Below are 17800 nucleotides of genomic sequence, written 5' to 3'. Positions count from 1 at the left end.
GCGTCGCCCGGTGTGTGGGCACAGGGGCTCATGCCGCGATTGTGAGTCTATCTGCTCGTAGGTGCTGTTGTTCGAACTCTGTGGGCGAGAGGTAGCTGAGGGCACTGTGGCGTCTGCGCGTGTTGTAGTAGGTGAGCCACTGGAAGATCTCCAGCCTTGCCTGGCGCACCGTCGAGAACAGCCTCTCGTGCATCGTCTCCCTCTTGAGCCCCTGCCAGAACGACTCGGCGAGGGCATTGTCGTAGCTCAAGCCGGCCCGGCCCATGCTCCTGCGGATCCCGAAACCCGCGCAGACCTGGGCGAACGCGTCCGAGGTGTATTGCGCGCCTCTGTCCGTATGGAAGATCACCCCGCCGACGCTGCCGACGCGGCCATCTTCAGGGCGTCGATGACCAGTTCGGACCGCATATGGGTGGCCATCGAGTAGCCGAGCACCCGGCACGAGCAGATGTCCAGGACACAGGCCAGATACAGCCACGAGCCGCCGACCTGCACGTAGGTGATGATTGCCGCTCAGGATGAGCATGGTGGGGGTAGGACGGTGCCATTCCGGTTGAGCATGGCGGGTTGATCGTTGCAGGTGGGTTAATCTTCGGGGTGCCGAGGGGCACGGTAACCATGTCTTGATCGGCAAACGGCCCTCCCGTTGTCGTTGGTCGCGAGGTCGGGAGGGCCGTTCGGGTGCACCCGGAGGTGCTTTGATCACCGTAGAGGTGGACGCCGGTGATGTCGAACGGCGGCTGGGGAAGCTCCTATAGATCGTCAAGCGGTCTGTGGGAGCGATTGAGCGGGGTAGGTCGCGTGGGGTAGGTGCCGGTAGATCTCACGGGCGACGAACCGTTTCAGGCACCGGACGATGTCCTTCTTGGTCATGCCTTGGGCTGTGCGTCGGGCGACGTACTCCCGGGTGCGCTGGTCGTACTTCATGCGGACCAGCACGATGGTGTGCAGGGCGTTGTTCGCGGCACGGTCGCCGCCTCGGTTGAGTCGGTGGCGGTGGGTGCGGCCGGAGGACGCGGGAACCGGAGCGGCCCCGCACAGGTGGGCGAAGGACGCCTCCGAGCGGAGCCGGTCGGGGTTGTCGCCCGTGCTCATCAGCAGTTGGCCGGCGGTTTCGGGGCCGACGCCAGGCAGGGCGATCAGCCTGGGGGCGGCCTGGGTGACCAGCGGTCCGATCTCCCTGTCCGCGTCCTTGATCTCCTCGTCCAGCTGCTGGTAGCGGCGGGCGAGCCGTCGTAGCGCGATTCTCACCGCGCAGGCCGGGTCGTCGAGTTCGCCGGTGGGGCGGCAACGGGCCAGGGTGTCGACCAGCTCCCGCGCGGACAGGCCGCGCAGCTTGTCCCGTACTGCGGACGGCGCGGTGACGATCAGGGTCCGGATCTGGTTGATGGTCTGGGTGCGGGCCTTGACCGCGCTCTTGCGGACCACCCGCAGGGCCCGGATCGCCTTTACGATCCCGTTGCGGGACTTCGGGATACCGTCGGCCCGGCCGGACAGCACGGCGGTCGCGGCCCCGTAGGCATCGATCGGGTCGGACTTGCCGTTGTCCCGCCTCGCCTTGCGGTCCGGCCGGTCCACCTCGATGACCGTGACCTCGTTCGTGGTGAGGAACCGGGCGATCTCAGCTCCGTAGAGCCCGTCCGTGAACCTCGGATCTTGCGCGGGGGTCTCGTTGGTGGCCGTTGCGCACAACAGTCTTTCGGTGCTCGGGGGACACGGGGGTGTGGCACGGGCTTTGGGGAGAGCTTCTTGGTGCCTCCCTTGTCTTGGTGGTGCGCCCTTCTCTTCAGGGTAGGCGGTCGGACTCTGCCGGTGAGGGGTGGGCTGGGTTGGTCTTCACGGCCACGGGGTCGTGTCCTGGCCCGGGCAGGGGGCTGTCATGGCCGACTTACCCAAGGTCGGGAGCGTGAGCCGACAGCGGTACGAGGAGAACGTGGCCGAGCTGCGCGAAGCGGTACAGCAGAAGTCCAAGAGCTGCCGACTGACGGGTGACCGGGCTCTGAAGATTTATACCGACCGGGGGTAGTGCTGCTCGTGATGTCCGTCTGGGCCTGTGACTTGGACGTCACGGGCTCGTTTACCGACCGGGTCCGGGACGTCTGTCATGTTCCGAGGTTGGTACGGAGGACGAGTGGCACGGCATGTGGTGGTCGGGGACTTGAGGGTCCAGCAGATCGACCGGAAGGACGGACGGCGGTCGTGGACGATCGTCTGGCCCGAGGGCACGCTCTACAAGGAAGCGGACCGGTTCCTGCGTGAATACGAGGGCTCGGGCACGCAACGGACGTACGCGTACTTGCTGGTCGACCATCTGCGGTGGCTGGAGCGCGAGTGCCTCAGTTTCACCGCAGTGGTACTGCGGGATCTTGAGCGGTACATGGGCATCGTCGGGGCGGAGGTGCGCCTGCCGCTCGGCGAGCCGTGGCGTCTGGGCAAGCGGCCGTACGGGCAGGCCGCGCTGTCCACCGCTGCGGCCTGCTTGAAGGGCTTCTACCTGCAGCTAGCCACGCTGGGCGTCAATGCCGAGCTCGGCTCGGCCCTCAACGTGTCCCGCCTGCCGACCCGAGCCGACCGGGATCGCGCCCTGCTGGGGCACGCCACCCGCAGCCTGCCGGCGAACCCACTGGCACCGACGCGTGTGCGACGGCGGCATCCGAAGATGCTCCCGGAGGGCGCGCAGGACCTGCTGCTGGCCGAGGTCCACGCCGCACGGGACCGTGTCCTCGTGAGCTGACTGGCGGACGGAGGCTTCCGCATCGGCGAGATGTGCGGCTTGCACCTCGCCGACCTGCACCTTCGCGAGGAGGCGGCCTGCGGAGACTGCCGGGCGCCCCACGTCCACATCTGCCACCGTGAAACGAACGCGAACCGGGCTCGGGCGAAGACGAAGTACCCCTGGTCAGTGGAGAACGGAGTGGTGACCGGTGGCCTGATCAAGCGGGTCAGTCCGCACATGATCCACACCTATTTTGAGTACATCACCAGCGAATACCCCAAGCGGCCGGGCCACGGCATGCTGCTAGTCCAGCTCCACGGACCGGAACGGGGACAGCCGTGGGCGACGGTCGGAGCCCGCCGGATGCTGGGGCGGGCCTCGCTCCGCGCCGGTCTGGGCAAGGTGAAACCCCATGCATTCCGGCACGAGTTCGCCTCCGCGGTGTTGGACGCCTCCGGCGGCAACCTCCTGGTCGCGCGGGACGCTGGCGGCTGGGCCTCCACCAGCACGGTCGACGAGATCTATGCCCACGTCGACATCCACGACCCCGCCTTCGACGCCGCCTTGCGGAAGGTTTGGGGTGAGCGGGCGTGACGGGAGCTCACAGCGGCCTGCGTCTCCTCGCCGAACCCGACGGCCGCGAGTCCAGGGACCGGCTGGAGATCCTGACCGCGCTGATCAACGGACCGGGTTTCGACCCGTTGCTGCGGGCCGATGTCATCAAGGTCCCCACCGAGCATCCAGTTTTCGGCTGGGGATGCCGAGTTTCGCGATGTCAGCGGTCCGCGCACGGCACCAGCGACCTGTGTGACACCCACCGTCAGCAGCGGGTATCACGTGGTGGAGACGAGGCCGAACGGGCCGAGTTCCTGCGGACAGCGGAGCCGTTGCCGCTGACCACGGCCGCCTTCACAGGCCCGTGCCGGGTCTCCGGGTGCGAGCGTCTTGCCCTGGGCCACAGATACCGGCTCTGCGCTCGGCACGACAACCGCTGGCGCAAGGCCAGCGCCCGCGAGCACGACACCGAGCTCGATCTCGACGAGTGGCTGGCCACCGAGGTGCCCTACCCGAGCTTCGGCGTCTGCTCGGCGGCGTCCTGTCGCGACGGGGCGGGATCACCGCTTGGGCTGTGCCCCAACCACGACCAGCGCTACGAACGCGCGGGACGGCCCGGTGGTGCTGAGCTTCCGGGAGGCTGGTTCCACTCGCACGAGCGGGACCCGTCATCGATCGCTGTCCGCTACAGGGACGAGAAGGTGTTCCGCCAGTGGTGCCGTGAGGCCGATCCGCTGCTGAGGATCGGCGAGATCAACCTCCTTGGCCTGCATCCGCTGCTCAGGGCGGAGATCAAGTGGGGTCTGTTCGCTCACCAACGGCAGAATCCCCGCACTCGGTGGTTGCCCGTCGACGTGCAGAACCTGGTGAACAACTGCCGGGCGATGGACTCCCTGACCGGCTTCGACCTGGACAACTGCTCTCGTCGCGCGCGGGGCCTGACCAAAGAGATGCTGCAGTCGCTGCGGGTGGTCTACGTGACGCCCTCGCAGACGCGGGAGGCTGGCTACCTGGAGTTTGGATCACTTCGGGGCCGAATTCCGCGGTTCCAACAGCCACTATGACCTGTCCGGGGTGTCCCAGCGTTGGCTCCGTGACCTGCTCTGGGACTACATCGCCAACCTGCTGAGGACTCCGGGCAGTCCCCGCACCAGGGGCCCATACAACGACATGCGGCGGGCCTGCCTGGAGGTGAGTTCCTTTCTGGAGGTCGATACCGACGGCGGTGGCCACGATCCGGGGCTTCTGCGGGCCGAGCATGTCCACCGTTTCCTGGCCGATCAGCGCCACCGGGCCCGGCACCGGCTGCCGTCGCTCATCGTGCAGTCGCGTGGCGGCAAGGCCAGCACTGTCACCGAGACGACCCAGTACTTCGTACTGGCCAGCGCGCGCAAGATCATGCGCTGGGCGATGGAGGCCGGGGAAGCCGACAGGATCGGTCTGGACAGGGAGTTCATCACGGCCTTCCCGCCGATGGGTACAGGACGCAACCGCACCCGCAGCCCGTTCAGTGACGAGGTCGCCCGGGCTCTGGCCGACGAGGACAACCTCCAGCGGTTCGCGGACGCTTACGACCCCGGTGACCGGGGTCTGCGCGAGATCTGGGAGACGATCGTCGTGACCGGGCGGCGGGCCAGTGAGGTGATCAAGCTGAGGCTGGACTGTGTCGGCCGCTACGGCCAACTGCCCATGCTCTGGCACGACCAGACCAAGGTCGGCAGCTATGACCAGGCCATCCGCATCCCCGAGTACACCTTCCAACGGATCCAGGAACGCCGGCACAAGACCCTGGCCCGCTTCGAGGGGAGGTTCGGCCGACCGGACCCCGCAGGAGCAGGCCCGGATGGCCTTGTTCCCTGCTCCGAAGCGCAACCCCGGCTTCGAGGCGTCAGTCAGCTACGGGTGGTACGGCGCCGCGTTCCACGACTGGGTCGTCGATCTCGACCTGGGCTCGTGCGTCACCCATCAGGCCCGCCATACTCTGGCGACCAGGCTGCTGGCCAGCGGCGCAGGACTGCACCACATCAAGCGCTACCTCGGACACCTCTCGGTCCGGATGGCCGAGCACTACGCGAAGGTCACCGTCTCCGAGATCGAGGACGTACTGCAACACGTCTGGGTCACCGGACCGGGCGCGGCCAGTCCCGGCACGGTGCTCTCCAGCGGCACCACCCCGCTCGATCGACGCCAGGCCGAGGCTCTGGCCGTGGACCTCACCCGTCGCAGCACCCCGGCCGAGGGCGGATTCTGCACCTTCCAGCCGGTGGTCGACGGCGGCGCGTGTCCCTGGAACCTGAACTGCCACAGCTGCGACAAGTTCGTCATGTCCGGCGCCGACCTGCTCTACTGGCGGCGCAAGCGCGAGCAGTGGCAGACGCTGGCCGAGCGCGCTCCGGACGATGCCACCGCCGACTACCTGCACCAGGTCTTCGAACCCACCGCCCGTGCCATCGACGGTCTGGAGAAGGCCCTGGCCGGCCTCGGCCTCTTGGAGGACGCTCTCGCCCTGGACCTGCGCAGACCCCAGGACTACTTCCACCGCATGTGGTCCACGGCCTTCCGTGCTGCCGACCTTGCCGCTGCTGCCGAGCCCGACGAGGACGAATGCGGCGAACCGGCTGTCCCCAACGACAAGGAAGCGTGCGCATGAGCACTGTCGTCCCCGAACCCCGCACGGCCGCAGCCCTGGCAGCCCGCCGTCGCAGGGCCGACAGCGCCGTTCAACGCGTTCACGATGCCCTCGCCCGGCTCCGCCGTGAAAAGGCCCAGATCAGCGTGGCCGCCATTGCCCGCCGCGCGGGCGTCTCCCGCACCTTCCTCTACAACAAGCCCGAGGCCAGAACCGCGATCTCCGCAGCGATGGCCCAAGCCGGTGAGCACCGGGCCCAGTTCCTCGCCGACCAGGACGACGAACGCGAGTCGACCTGGCGCGAGCGCGCGCTGAACGCCGAGGACGCGCTCAAGGCCGCGCACACAGAGATCGTCACCCAGCGTGCCCGCATCGGCGAACTCCTCGGTGAGATCCGCGACTTGGAAACCACGTGGACCGAGGAGGCTGTCCAGCGGATCACCAGCGAGAACACCACCCTCAAGCAGCGGCTCCGCCAGATCACCGCCGAAAACCGCACCCTTGACGAGCGACTCAAGGCCGCCCGTTCCAACCTCCGCTTCCAAGACCGACGCGTCGCCGACCTCGAAGCCCGCGTCGCTGCCCCGGGACCAGCCCCCGCCGCGGCGGACCCGCAATCAGCTGCCCCAGGCGAGAAGCGCGACCCGTGACACCATGCGGGCATGCATTTCGAGCTTGCCCCACCCATAGGCGTCGGCCCCCTGCAGATTGGCATGTCACGCCAGGCTGCGAACAGCGCGCTGGATTCGCTGCGGGAACCGATGGCGATCTCCCCGTCCGACCAAGCGGGTCAGCACATCTTCCGCCCGGCGGCCTGATGATCAGTATCGGATGCGTGCGTGACCAGCTGGAATCCGTGGAGCTGGGACGCCCTTCCGAACCGTCGGACGTCGTGACCTTCCGTGGAATCGATGTCTTCGGCCTGTCGGCCCGCGAGGTCGTGAACCAAATGTCCGACGTCACGGCCATCGCCGCTGATGACGAGGACCCCGCGTCATTCGTCGCGCCGGACCTGCTGCTCAGCTTCTGGCGCCCCTTCGACGGCGATGACGAGCCGGACGACGAGCAGGGCTACTACTTCAACTCCGTGTTGCTGGCTCGGCCCGGCTACTACGACGGCCCCGGCCGCGGCTAGGCCCACATCAACCATGTGATCTTGCCTTGCCAATCCCCTTCACGGCCCGTCTACCGTCCCGGTAGATGGGCCGCCCCATGAGACCACTCGGACGAGCTACGGGATCGGTCCCAACTCGCCGTCACGGACATGTAGCCTATGAATCGTCGCAGTTCAGAGCCGGTATCCGAGCTCCTGCGGTCGGTAAAAGATTGAGCCTGTGCGTTCCCGCGGGGGTGTGGTGGGCGATGCGGAGTTCTCGGTGCGGCGGTCCCTGACGGAGCTGGCTGAGGACATCGGGCTGAAGTTCAGCACGGTGCGCAATGCGCGCTGGGCGGTGTCACGGTGGCCGGAAGAACACCGGCAGTCGGGGGTGTCCTTCACGGTTCACCGCATCCTGGGCGGGATCGAGGACGAAGAGGAGCGGTTCACCGCCATCAGGACGCCGCCAGCGGGGAAGAGCCGGTGGACGCCGGATGACGCCAGTCGGCGCATGGGCCGACAGGTCGAGACACCTGTCTCACCGCAGGAGAAGATCAGCGCAATCCACTCGCTTGCCCAGGACGATGAGGTCGCGGCCCAGGTGACCGGTGATCTGCTGCGGCGGCCGAAGGTGGCGACCAAATTCCCGGCGGAGGAGAAGGCCCGGGTGGTCGAGGAGTTCACTCGGGACGAGTCGATCGCCGCCCAGGCGGCCACGAACCTACTGCGCAGGCCCGATGTCGCCTTCAAGGCCATGAGCGACGACGGCGCCCGCCAGCAGGTCAATCATGCTCAGGTCGAGCGGGGCCGCCAGGCCCGCGCGGAGTTCGAGCAGACCCACGAACTGGCCCCAGTGGTCAAGCACTTCGAGCGCACGGCCGAGTTCCTGGACCTGATCACTGCCTGCCACGCGTTCGTCGCCAAAGCCGGACGCACCGTACCGGGCCTGTGTGACCGGCGGCTCGGTGCGGTCGAGCGCGACTTGGTGCACGAGCGTATAGCGAAGGTCCGCGGTGTGTTGACTGAACTAAGACCGGAGTTTCCGCAGGTCAGTGACCTATTGAGGGGGTTGGCGTTAGCTGATGCGTGAGTGATGCTGACGGGCTGATCCGTAACCCGGCCTCTTTGGTCGTACCGCAGATTGGGCGGCTACTTGAGACCGGAGTAGTCGCCGAGCCGTACCGGCTGCTCGATCCTGAAGGACGCCTTGTCGCACCGACGGCAGTGTTCTTCGCGGACCTTCAGGCGGCGTCGAAGCCGGCGACGACGATCCGCTCGTACGGCATGGACCTGCTGCGGTGGTACCGGTTCTTGTGGGCCGTGGAGGTGCCGTGGAACCAAGCGACCAGGACCGAGGCCCGGGATTTCTCCCGCTGGTTCCAGCTCGCCGAAAAGCCCGTACGCGTCCACTGGCGACATCAACGAAAGGGCGTCGAAGCGGGCTCCGTGCCTGCTCAGCGTGGATCGCGGAGAGATCCTGGGTCGCCGAATCCGGTTACCGGAAGGCCGGCGCCGGGGCTGAAATATGCGGCCTCCACCCGGGCTCATTGCGAGACCGTGCTGCGGTCCTTCTACGACTTCCACCTCGAAGAGGGCAGCGGGCCGATCGTCAACCCCTTCCCGCTCGACCGGTCACGCCGCGCGGGTCGGGCCCACGCCCATCACAACCCGATGGACGCCTTCCGCTCCGAGCGGCAGGGCCGCTATCGGCCGAAGGTCCCCAAGCGCATCCCGCGACGGATCCCGGACGAGCTGTTCAACGCCTTGTTCGCCGCGCTGAAGTACAACCGGGACCGGGCCCTGCTCGCCTTCTGGGTCTCCACCGGCGCCCGCGCCGAGGAACTGCTCACCAGCTGCGAGAAAGACGTCCTGCCCGGCCAGCAGTTGGTCGGCGTGATCCGCAAGGGCACCCGCGCCTACCAACAGATCCCGGCGTCAACCGACGCGTTCGTCTGGCTTCGGCTCGCCCAGGAGGATGCCTGGCGCAAGGGGGCGCCCCGCGGACGAGGCCACACCTTGTGGTGGACCCTGCGACGTCCGTGGCGACCGCTGAACTACCACGCCGCCCGGGCCATGCTGAACCGCGCCAACGACCTGCTCGGGTCGAACTGGACCCTGCACGACCTGCGGCACACGGCGGCCTACCGGATGGCTCGTGACCCGAAGATGTCGCTGACCGACGTCCAGTGGGTTCTCGGGCACGCGCATCTGTCCACCACCGAGATCTACTTGGCCGCGAGCCAGGAGGAGGTCATCGAGCAGGTCCTCGCACACCACGCTCGCCGAGAACGCGAGCAGACGCGACCGCCGTCACCGGCGCCCGGCTACAACTCTGCCAGCCTCAACGTTCTCTTCGGGCAGGCAGGATGATGACCACGGCCACGAGTACGGCGGCCGCGGCGACGTCGCAGGACAAGGTCGTCGCGTTTCACGGTGCGGCCTACAAGGCGCTTCAGGAGACCTTCCCACCGCGGATGACACCGGACAGCTGGACGGTCACCGCCGAGCCGCGGGACCAGGCCGTCGCCAGGCTCCGCGAACTCTCGGCCGGATCGTCGAAGCACACCCGCCACATCCGGGTGCGTGGCGCTGACCTGCTCATGCGCTGGCTCGAGACCTTTCCCGGGGAGACCTGGCAGCAGCGGTGGCGAAGCAGTACGGCGGACGACCAACCGCGAAGCTGGAGCGAGCTTCCTGCGTCCTGGCACGCCGAGCGCGGCGTCGGTACTGCGCACTACCTGTCTTCGGGCACCCTGCATCTGATCTGCGGAGACGTGATCCGTCCCAGCGTGTCCTGGCTGCTGCACCTGCACTCGCCGAACTTCCGCAGTCGGATGGAACTGATCCGAGACCCGGAGGGGTACGCGGACCTCGTCGCGGCCGCCGGCCCCACATGGTCGTCTCAACTGGGGCGGCATGCCCGCCTGCAGATCGCGGTGCTGCTGGCCGCGAAGAGCGGACGCATCCGCGACATCACGGTCGGCGACTGCCTCGAGCTACGGGCGACCGAGGCCCGTGTCTACCGGTTCGGAGGCACCGGCCGGTCGCTGTTCTACCGCTGGCTCAAGGACCTCGGACAGCTCCCGCCGGACGCCCCGCACACCCTTCGAGACGTGACCCGGCACTCGGGGCAGGTCAGCGTCGCCGACCTCGTCGACCGCTACCAGCTTCAGTGCACCCCCGTCCGTGACCTGCTGGTCGACTATCTCGCTGAGCGTCAACCCGCCCTGGATTTCTCGTCGTTACTGAGTTTGGGGGCGTGATGTCGGCGGGGCTGACAGGTGGTGTCAGTCGCGGTAGGCCGGAACCATGAGGTATCCGCAGGGTGGTGGTCTGACGGCCGAGCGGCGGTCCTTTCGTGAGGGTGTCCGCCTGCAAGCGGCCGAGATGTTCGCCGCGGGTGACGACAGTGCGGTAGTGGCGAAACAGCTGCGGGTCAGTGTGCGTTCGGTGCAGCGCTGGCGCCGCGCCTGGCAGGACGGCGGGGAGGACGTCCTGCGATCGAAGGGCTCGGCGGCCCGGCCCAAGCTGAGCGAGAAGCTGTTCGCGGTGCTGGAGGAGGAACTCGCCAAGGGACCCCTCGCGCACGGCTGGCCGGACCAGACGTGGACCCTGGAGCGGATCAAGGTGCTGATCGGGCGCCGGTTCCACAAGACCATCACCCTGTCGACCATCGCGCAGATGCTGCGACGCCACGGCTGGAGCCACCAGGTCCCGGCGAAGCGGGCCCTGGAGCGGGACGAGGAGAAGGTGACCGGCTGGGTGAAGGACACGTGGCCGCAGGTGGAAGCACCGCGGCGGCGCTCGGTGCCTTCATCGTCTTCGAAGACGAGGCCGGGTTCTCGATGACGCCGCCCACTTCTCGCACTTGGTCCAGGCGGGGGCACACGCCCGTGGTCCGGGTGCGGGGCCGTTCTCAGCGCCGCTTCTCCATCGCCGCCCTGGCCTGCTACAAACCGGGCGAACGGACACGTCTGATCTTCCGGCCCAAACAGCATGTCGATCACAAGCGTGGTGGCCGGCGCAGCTTCACCTGGACCGACTACCGCGATCTGCTGGCCGCTGCCCACCAGCAGCTCGGTGCCCCGCTGGTACTGGTCTGGGATAATTTGAATGTGCATCTGGATGCCCGTTTGCGGGCCTTCATCGATACCCACGACTGGATCACCTCTTTCCAACTCCCTTCGTATGCTCCCGACTTGAACCCCGTGGAAAATGTCTGGTCACTGGTCCGGCGCTCGGCGCAGTGCAACACCGCGTTCACCGACCCCGACCACCTGATCCGGACCCTCCGCCGCAGCCTCCGCGAGATTCAGTACCGCCCCGGACTCATCGACGCATGCCTCGCCGCAACCGGCCTCACCATCACGACATCACGCCCACAGCCTCAGTAGAGGACCTGTCCCGGATCCTGGCTCGGCACTTCTGGAAGAACCTCGAAGACCTCCGTCCGGGCATCGACTCCTTTCGGCTCTCCGCTGAGACCGCGGCGGCCTGGAAGGAGCGGATCCGCACCAAAGTGGACCGCAAGCGTCAGCCAGATGGCAGCTACACCACCAGCCTGCGGATGAACTACGTTGACCTGCTGACCGCGGTCCGTGCCTTCTACCTCGATGTCGCCCAGTGGGCCGTGGAGGAGCCGTCCCGCTGGGGGCCTTGGGCTGCGCCTTGCCCGATCAAGGCCAACGAGGTCTCCCACCGGAAGCTCGAATCGCGGCGGAAAGCGCGGATGGACCAGCGGACCCGTGAACGGCTCCCGGTTCTGCCCGCGCTCGTGAGGACGGCCGCCGACGAGCTGAAGAAGGCCCAGGCGAGGCTGGAAGCTGTTCGAGCAGCTGACCCGGGAACCACGTTCACGGTCCTGGGCGAGACGTTCACCAAGGCCCGGGGAAACCGCTGGAGCGACCCGGGTCAGATGACGATCGCCTTCGACACGGACGGCAAGAGGCGCCGCCTGGGCGACTCAGAGCTCCGGGCGTTCTGGGCCTGGGCTTCAGTGGAGTTCCTCCACCTCACCGGCGTCCGCATCGAGGAGATGCTGGAAGTCAGCCATCACAGCATCGTCCAATACCAGCTGCCGACCTCAGGCGAGATCGTCCCCCTGCTGCAGATCGCCCCGTCGAAGACCGACGAGGAGCGATTGTTGCTGGTCAGCCCCGAGCTGGCCGACGTCTTGAGCACGATCGTCTGCCGGGCTCGTGACGAATCCGGCAAGATCCCGCTCGTCGCCTCCTATGACCACGGTGAACGGGTCTGGAACCCGCCGATGCCGCTGCTGTTCCAGTGGCGCACCGGTGAACAGAACCGCGTGACGTCGATGAGCACCATCCGCAAGGCGCTGGACGAGACCCTGGACGCCGCCGGGCTGACGGACAACACCGGGCAGCCCCTGCGCTATCAACCTCACGACTTCCGCAGGATCTTCGTCACCGATGCGATCATGAGCGGCCTGCCTCCGCACATCGCGCAGATCATCGTTGGGCACAAGAACATTTCCACCACGATGGGCTACAAGGCGGTCTATCCGACCGAGGCCATCGAGGCCCACCACGCGTTCATCGCCCGCCGCCGGACCCTGCGTCCGAGCGAGGAATACCGCACCCCGACCCCTGATGAATGGGACTCCTTCCTGGGGCACTTCGAGCGCCGAAAACTCTCCGTGAGCACCTGCGGCCGGGCATTCGGCACCGACTGCATCCACGAACACGCCTGCGTCCGCTGCCCCATGCTCCGGCCCGAGCCGACCCAGCGTCCCCGCCTCGTCGAGATCCGCGACAACCTCATCGCTCGGATCGACGAAGCTGAACGGGAGGGGTGGCTCGGCGAAGTCGAGGGACTCCGCGTCAGCCTCGCCGGCGCCGAGGAGAAGATCAATCAACTTCTGGCCGAGGCAAGACGGAAATCGACAGCCGTGGATCTCGGCATGCCCACCTTCGGGCAGATCGCCATGCGGACGAGTGAAGTTGTGGGCCCAGGAACTGCCGGTTGAGCTGGTGTTCTTAGTTCAGTCAACACACCTGCGACTGGATCGACCACGCCGTGGAAACCGGCCAGGTCGACGTGGACGAGGAACTGGCTCGGCTGCTGCGGGGCGAGTAGCCATGGCCCGCCGCTCCCGGCACCGGGGCGAGGCGGCCGAGGGCCACGCCGAGGCCATCCACAAGACGCTGATGGAGGCGAGGCCCGCGGGCGTGGAGATGCCACAGCTGATGCGCTCCACCGAACGCACCCAGAGCCAGATCCGCTCCGGCCTGGCCATGCTGCGCGATGTGATCGCCAAGAAGGGACGGCCGCCGTTGAGGTATTCGCGAGCCGACGCCTACCAGTACACCTCCGACCCGCAGGAGCTTCAGGAGTACGAGGTGCACGTGGTCCGCCAGATCCTCACCTTGATCCGCCGCCTGATCACCGGCACGGTCATCTCGCACGCCGCCCTCTATCCGGAGGACCGTTGGGTACGCCACCTGGTCGCCCAGCTGAAAGCGGTGGAGACCATCTTGGACAACATCACGCCACGGAACGGCAGGTGAAGGAAGGGAGGTGATCGGCGATGCGTCGGCGCCGGTATCCCTCGGACACGACCGATGCGGAATGGTTCCTGCTCCAGACCATGCTGCCGGTGCCGGCCTGCAAGACGCCGCAGGGTGGCAGGCCCGAGGCCCATCCACGGCGGGAGATCGTGGATGCCTTGCGCTATGTCGTCGATACGGGCTGCAAGTGGCGTGCCTTGCCCGCAGACTTCCCCCCTTTCACCACCGTCTGGGGGTTCTTCGACCGCTGGAGCGCGGCCGGGGTGTTCAACCGTATCCGCGACCAGCTGCGGCGCCGGGTCCGCAAGGCGATGGGCAAGCAACCGCACGCGGTCGCCTGCGTGATCGACTCCCAGTCCGTGAGAGTCGCAGCGAATGTCCCGAAAGCTACGTCTGGCTATGATCCGGGCAAAAAGCTGCCGGGCAGGAAAAGACACATCGTGGTCGACACGCGCGGCCTGCTGCTGTTCGTCATGGTCACACCCGCCTCGGTCCACGACAGCGTGGCCGCCCGCGAAGTCCTCCTGCGAATTCGCCTCATGTACCCCGAACTCGTTATCGTCTGGGCTGACTCCATCTACGCGGGCACCCTCTGAATTCCACGAGGTCGAACCCGAATTCCATGCCGACCGATAGGCGCCTGGCCTGCAGGAATTCCTTGAGTGCGGGCATGGTCCCGCGTCGGCGGTTCTCGGACTCTCTGGAGAACCCTTGGAAGAACATGTCCAAGTGGTGAGCGAATCTCGCGTAGAACGTCGCCGAAACCTTGTGACGCGTTCGGACCGACAGATCCGCGATGGCTCGCGTGAACGAGGTGAGTTGCATGCCTCGTTCGTGGCGGCCAGTTTCGATTACAGCCATGAGGTGGCGGTGGTGCGGCTCCCAGGCATCCGGTGAGTCATAGGTGGGGTGGGTATGCAGGTCGTCCAGAGCGAAGGTGACGAAGAGCCATTCGGAACAGATGCACAAGTCTTCGAAGGTCGCGGTGGGGTAGGTCCATGCGACGAAGCGGCCGTATCCCGCCTCTATCCTCCGCCTACCGGCAGCGGTCGAGGCCATACCCACCCGCGCCGCGTAGCTCTGTGCGTACGCTTCAACGCGCTCTTCGTAGGGGCTGACCGAGGGAACCTGGGGGTCGGAGAACGATGGAATCTGCAGCGATGTCATGGCGCATTCCTTCCATGCGGCGGATGTGATCCCTCACAGAGACCGCCGCAGTCGAGACAGTGTCGTGGTTCATGAGGTCCGCCTGGTTACGGTCTCGGCCAGTGTCCGCAGGGCATCTTGCGCTCTGGGGCGGATGGTGTGCGGTGAGGTGAGCAGTCGCAGGACCTGTTCGCGCCGTTCACTGATCATGTGCTCGACCTGTGTGCGAGCTCCAGTGATGGCGAGGATGTCGCGGATCTGAGCGGCCTCGGCGTCGGTCAGCTGCGGGTTGCCGACCTGCCGGCGCAGGATGGCCGCGTGCCGGGGTGCGGCCTTTTGCAGGGCCAGCGCGACGAGCAGGGTGTGTTTGCCCTCGCGGAGGTCTTCCAGGCGGGACTTGCCGGTGATCTTCGGGTCGCCGAAGACGCCGAGGAGGTCGTCGCGCAGCTGGAATGCTTCGCCGAGTGGCATCGCGTACGCGGACAGCTCTTTCAGCAGTTGCGGCGGGGCGCCGGCGAGGGTGGCGCCGATGTGCAGGGGGCGTGCGATCGTGTACTTGGCGGTCTTGTAGCGGATGATCGCTAGGGCGCGTTCCGTATCCGTGGTGGGGCTGCCGGTGGCGGTGACGTCCAGGTACTGGCCGTAGATCACCTCGGTGCGCATGGTGTCCATCACCGTGAGGACGGCGGCAAGTTGGGGACCGGTCAGGCCCGCGGTGTGCAGGAGTTCATCACTCCAGGCCAGGGCCAGGTACCCGACGAGGAGGGCACAGGAGGTGCCCCGGTGATCGGCGGGCGGTCCAGGGTGGCCGACCGTGATGGCGCTCTTCGATTTTGGCCGCAGGTGCTCGGTGATTTGGTGATACCTGCTCTGTGGATCTCCCCGCTTTTCGGGTGACGGTGTTCGGTCTCTTCGCGGGATCTTGTCCGGCGTGTCGTCGTGAGGCTGGCGCACTGTGGACAGCCTGTGTGCGCTTGCGGGCCTGTATGGCGGCTCGGGTGTTCACGCCAAAGCGAGAGGTGGCACTGACCGTAAACAGCCTGTCTCAGACGGTGATGTCCGTGGGAAGGTCAGTCCGCGCTGACCCCGAGTCCCCTTTCCACTCGATGGGATCGTCTATGTCGCCTGAGCTGTCGGTTTCCCGGGACGAGCGTCTGAAGCGGCTGCGTGAGCGGCTGCAGAGCGGTGCGCCTGCCGCTGCCTTTGAGGGGCGTACGGAAGTTTCGAGGGGCGCGCGCCTGCTGTACGGGGTGATGCTGCACGGCGCCGCCCGCCTCCAGTCCGGCCTGGAACCCACCGACCTCGAAGCCCGGCTGATACGGCCGGTGGCGCAGCTGTTGTCGGAGGAAGAGGTGTGCGACTTCGGCCGGGTGTACCAGGAGGAGGCCGCCACCCGTTCCCGGCTGCTCCCGGACACTCTCGCGGCACGCCCGGTCTCCGAGGGGTACTCCATCGAGGACCTCATCCGGGATCTGCCCGCGGTACGCGAGGAGATCGCGGCGCAGGCGAACGTGAACATGGTCGACCTCGACTCCCTCCCTCCTGTTGGAGAGGACAGCGCCCCTGCCGCGCCGGACTCCGAGGAGTTCCAGCAGGGGATGGCCGCCTACGGGTACGGCGCAACGCTGGTGACCGCCGCCGGGCACCAGTCGGTCGCGCAGGACAAGCCGCCGCTGCAGGTCGACATGACACTGCCCCGGTTCTACTGCCGTACCGAATCCCATGAGCTCAGCGGATCGAACGAGATCTACTGGGCCCTGGCCGCCGGTGCCGACGAGGGTGTCAAGCAGGAAAGCATCACCCGCACCTACGGTGATGTGGACCATGGCGAGACCCACAACATGGACGCGAACACCGTCCTGTTCCGTGGGCAGGTCAGCAAGGTCCTCCTCGTCCACATCGAGTGCTGGGAGGCGGACGAGAAGGTCGACCCCGCGCTGGCGAGGACGATCCGGGAGATCGCTACCGGGCTCCAGGACACTGCCGAGATCATGGGTGTCCTGCCGGGGGGCACAGCGTGGGAGCTGGTGGCCGACTTCATCGCGATGCTCGGCACGATCGGCCACCTGATCGGGGAGATCATCGGCTGGCTCGCAGACGACCTGCTCAGCCACCGCACCATCGCCTTCGACCGCGCAGCCATGAACGCCCTGGCCGACCCGATATGGCCAAACCCCGACACCACTTGGTGGTTCATCGGCCCGACCGCGAAAGAGGGGGAATTCTCCCTCGATATCCGCGGCAGGTACTACCAGCCCAGCAGCAACAATGTCACTCTCCTCACCCACAGTGCCGGCTGGGGCGCCCCGTCGATTCCATGGCCTGGTGCAAAGACACCCGACGCCCCCGCGCTGGCCATGCACAACGGCAACCTGTACTGCGCGGTCCGCGGCATGGGCAACCAGGTCTTCGTCAGTCGGCGAGAGACCGACGGACGGTGGAGCGGCTTCGGCCAGGTTCCCGGCGTCAGCACCCTGTACCCCCCGGCTCTGGCCTCCTTCAACGGCCAGCTCTATCTGGCCGTCAAACGCTCCGCCGGCGACACAACCAACAACAGGGCATGGGTCCTGTCCTCCGTCCGGGGCGACAGCTGGACCGCCTTGACCTCCTTCATCGGCTGGTGCCAGACCGGCCCAGCCCTGGCCGTCCACAACAACCGGCTGTGGCTCGCCACATTCCACGGCAAGAACTACCGCAGCCTCATGGTCGGCAGCATGGGCACCGGCGGCAGCTGGCAGACGGCAGCCGAATGGCCCGCCCACCAGTCCACCAGCGCCCCGGCCCTGGCCGTCTTCAACGGCAAACTCCACCTGGCCTACCGCAACACCGACGACAAGATCTGCGTCACGGCACGCGACGACCGGTTCAACGCCGACAACCGATGGCCCGCCCCCACCCTGCTGTCGGGATCGACGCCCAACGCGCCCGCCCTCTCCGTCCGCGGTACCGCCCTGCACTGCGCGGTGCGCGGCGGAGACGACCACATCCACCTCTGCCACACCACGGACAACGGCTGGAACACCTTCGTGCGGGTGACCGCAGCCGGAAAGAGCCTATCCAACCCCGCCATGGCCACCTCCGGCAACGACCTGAACATCGTCTACCGAGCCCTGCTCTAGCCCACCCGC

19 protein-coding genes and 2 pseudogenes are annotated in these 17800 nt (G+C 67.0%); 17 read left to right on the top strand and 4 right to left on the bottom strand.

All coding sequences use genetic code 11. The features are described 5' to 3' along the window. Window positions 1-28: 28 nt before the first annotated feature. Both C9F11_RS47895 and C9F11_RS44155 read right to left on the bottom strand, forming a co-directional pair. A pseudogene (locus tag C9F11_RS47895) lies at window positions 29-504 on the bottom strand (IS3 family transposase); the annotation flags it as partial. Between the two features lie 258 nt (window positions 505-762). After that, window positions 763-1692 (bottom strand): transposase, encoded by a 930-nt coding sequence (locus C9F11_RS44155; RefSeq protein WP_249402325.1) that lies wholly within the window; start codon window positions 1690-1692, stop codon window positions 763-765. 187 nt (window positions 1693-1879) lie between these two features. On the opposite strand from C9F11_RS44155, the gene C9F11_RS47885 reads away from it, so the two are divergent. The 16 genes and pseudogenes from C9F11_RS47885 to C9F11_RS44090 form a co-directional block, all read left to right on the top strand. After that, a complete protein-coding gene (locus tag C9F11_RS47885) occupies window positions 1880-2026 on the top strand; it encodes a hypothetical protein (protein WP_171076190.1) in 147 nt (48 codons plus the stop codon). A gap of 105 nt (window positions 2027-2131) precedes the next feature. Next, a complete protein-coding gene (locus tag C9F11_RS49245; protein ID WP_249402324.1) occupies window positions 2132-2734 on the top strand; it encodes a hypothetical protein in 603 nt (200 codons plus the stop codon). Between the two features lie 30 nt (window positions 2735-2764). Next, window positions 2765-3310, top strand: coding sequence for a tyrosine-type recombinase/integrase (locus tag C9F11_RS49240; protein ID WP_249402323.1), 546 nt, complete (start codon window positions 2765-2767; stop codon window positions 3308-3310). After that, window positions 3307-4335, top strand: coding sequence for a hypothetical protein (locus C9F11_RS44145; RefSeq protein WP_138968057.1), 1029 nt, complete (start codon window positions 3307-3309; stop codon window positions 4333-4335). The genes C9F11_RS49240 and C9F11_RS44145 overlap by 4 nt, the downstream gene beginning before the upstream one ends. 779 nt (window positions 4336-5114) lie before the next feature. Continuing rightward, window positions 5115-5921, top strand: a complete 807-nt coding sequence (locus C9F11_RS44140) for a tyrosine-type recombinase/integrase (RefSeq protein ID WP_249402322.1) — start codon at window positions 5115-5117, stop codon at window positions 5919-5921. Further along, complete coding sequence (locus C9F11_RS44135) at window positions 5918-6550, top strand: DUF6262 family protein (protein WP_138968055.1); 633 nt, start codon at window positions 5918-5920, stop codon at window positions 6548-6550. Before C9F11_RS44140 ends, C9F11_RS44135 begins: the two co-directional genes overlap by 4 nt. A gap of 12 nt (window positions 6551-6562) precedes the next feature. Then, on the top strand, window positions 6563-6718 hold the full coding sequence (locus C9F11_RS49235) for a hypothetical protein (protein ID WP_249402321.1): 156 nt from the start codon (window positions 6563-6565) through the stop codon (window positions 6716-6718). Window positions 6719-6735: 17 nt separating this feature from the next. Then, entirely contained in the window at window positions 6736-7035 is a 300-nt protein-coding gene (locus C9F11_RS49230) for a hypothetical protein (RefSeq protein ID WP_249402320.1), read from the top strand. A gap of 220 nt (window positions 7036-7255) precedes the next feature. Then, window positions 7256-8086: a DUF6192 family protein gene (locus C9F11_RS44125; RefSeq protein ID WP_138968053.1), complete on the top strand. Its 831-nt coding sequence runs from the start codon at window positions 7256-7258 to the stop codon at window positions 8084-8086. Next, window positions 8083-9366: a site-specific integrase gene (locus C9F11_RS44120; protein ID WP_138968051.1), complete on the top strand. Its 1284-nt coding sequence runs from the start codon at window positions 8083-8085 to the stop codon at window positions 9364-9366. Before C9F11_RS44125 ends, C9F11_RS44120 begins: the two co-directional genes overlap by 4 nt. Then, on the top strand, window positions 9366-10259 hold the full coding sequence (locus C9F11_RS44115; RefSeq protein ID WP_138968049.1) for a hypothetical protein: 894 nt from the start codon (window positions 9366-9368) through the stop codon (window positions 10257-10259). The genes C9F11_RS44120 and C9F11_RS44115 overlap by 1 nt, the downstream gene beginning before the upstream one ends. A 46-nt stretch (window positions 10260-10305) precedes the next feature. After that, a complete protein-coding gene (locus C9F11_RS44110; RefSeq protein ID WP_138968047.1) occupies window positions 10306-10845 on the top strand; it encodes a winged helix-turn-helix domain-containing protein in 540 nt (179 codons plus the stop codon). Beyond that, on the top strand, window positions 10842-11390 hold the full coding sequence (locus tag C9F11_RS44105) for a transposase (RefSeq protein WP_249402404.1): 549 nt from the start codon (window positions 10842-10844) through the stop codon (window positions 11388-11390). The genes C9F11_RS44110 and C9F11_RS44105 overlap by 4 nt, the downstream gene beginning before the upstream one ends. Beyond that, complete coding sequence (locus C9F11_RS44100) at window positions 11336-12985, top strand: site-specific integrase (RefSeq protein WP_138968043.1); 1650 nt, start codon at window positions 11336-11338, stop codon at window positions 12983-12985. Before C9F11_RS44105 ends, C9F11_RS44100 begins: the two co-directional genes overlap by 55 nt. 112 nt (window positions 12986-13097) lie before the next feature. Beyond that, on the top strand, window positions 13098-13526 hold the full coding sequence (locus C9F11_RS44095) for a RacP protein (RefSeq protein WP_138968041.1): 429 nt from the start codon (window positions 13098-13100) through the stop codon (window positions 13524-13526). A 20-nt stretch (window positions 13527-13546) separates the two neighbouring features. Next, window positions 13547-14119 (top strand): annotated as a pseudogene (locus tag C9F11_RS44090) (IS5 family transposase); the annotation flags it as partial. On the opposite strand, the gene C9F11_RS44085 reads toward C9F11_RS44090, so the two are convergent. Then, entirely contained in the window at window positions 14082-14585 is a 504-nt protein-coding gene (locus C9F11_RS44085; protein ID WP_249402403.1) for a hypothetical protein, read from the bottom strand. The pseudogene C9F11_RS44090 and the gene C9F11_RS44085 overlap by 38 nt on opposite strands. A gap of 177 nt (window positions 14586-14762) precedes the next feature. Then, window positions 14763-15626 (bottom strand): polyprenyl synthetase family protein, encoded by an 864-nt coding sequence (locus C9F11_RS44080; protein WP_249402319.1) that lies wholly within the window; start codon window positions 15624-15626, stop codon window positions 14763-14765. Window positions 15627-15790: 164 nt separating this feature from the next. Between C9F11_RS44080 and C9F11_RS44075 the strand changes: the two genes are divergently transcribed. Further along, a complete protein-coding gene (locus C9F11_RS44075) occupies window positions 15791-17791 on the top strand; it encodes a hypothetical protein (RefSeq protein WP_138967841.1) in 2001 nt (666 codons plus the stop codon). The last annotated feature ends 9 nt before the right edge of the window (window positions 17792-17800 follow it).

It is taken from the genome of Streptomyces sp. YIM 121038 (genome assembly GCF_006088715.1).
Classification (GTDB): domain Bacteria; phylum Actinomycetota; class Actinomycetes; order Streptomycetales; family Streptomycetaceae; genus Streptomyces.
This window is presented reverse-complemented; position numbering and strand designations above follow the sequence as displayed.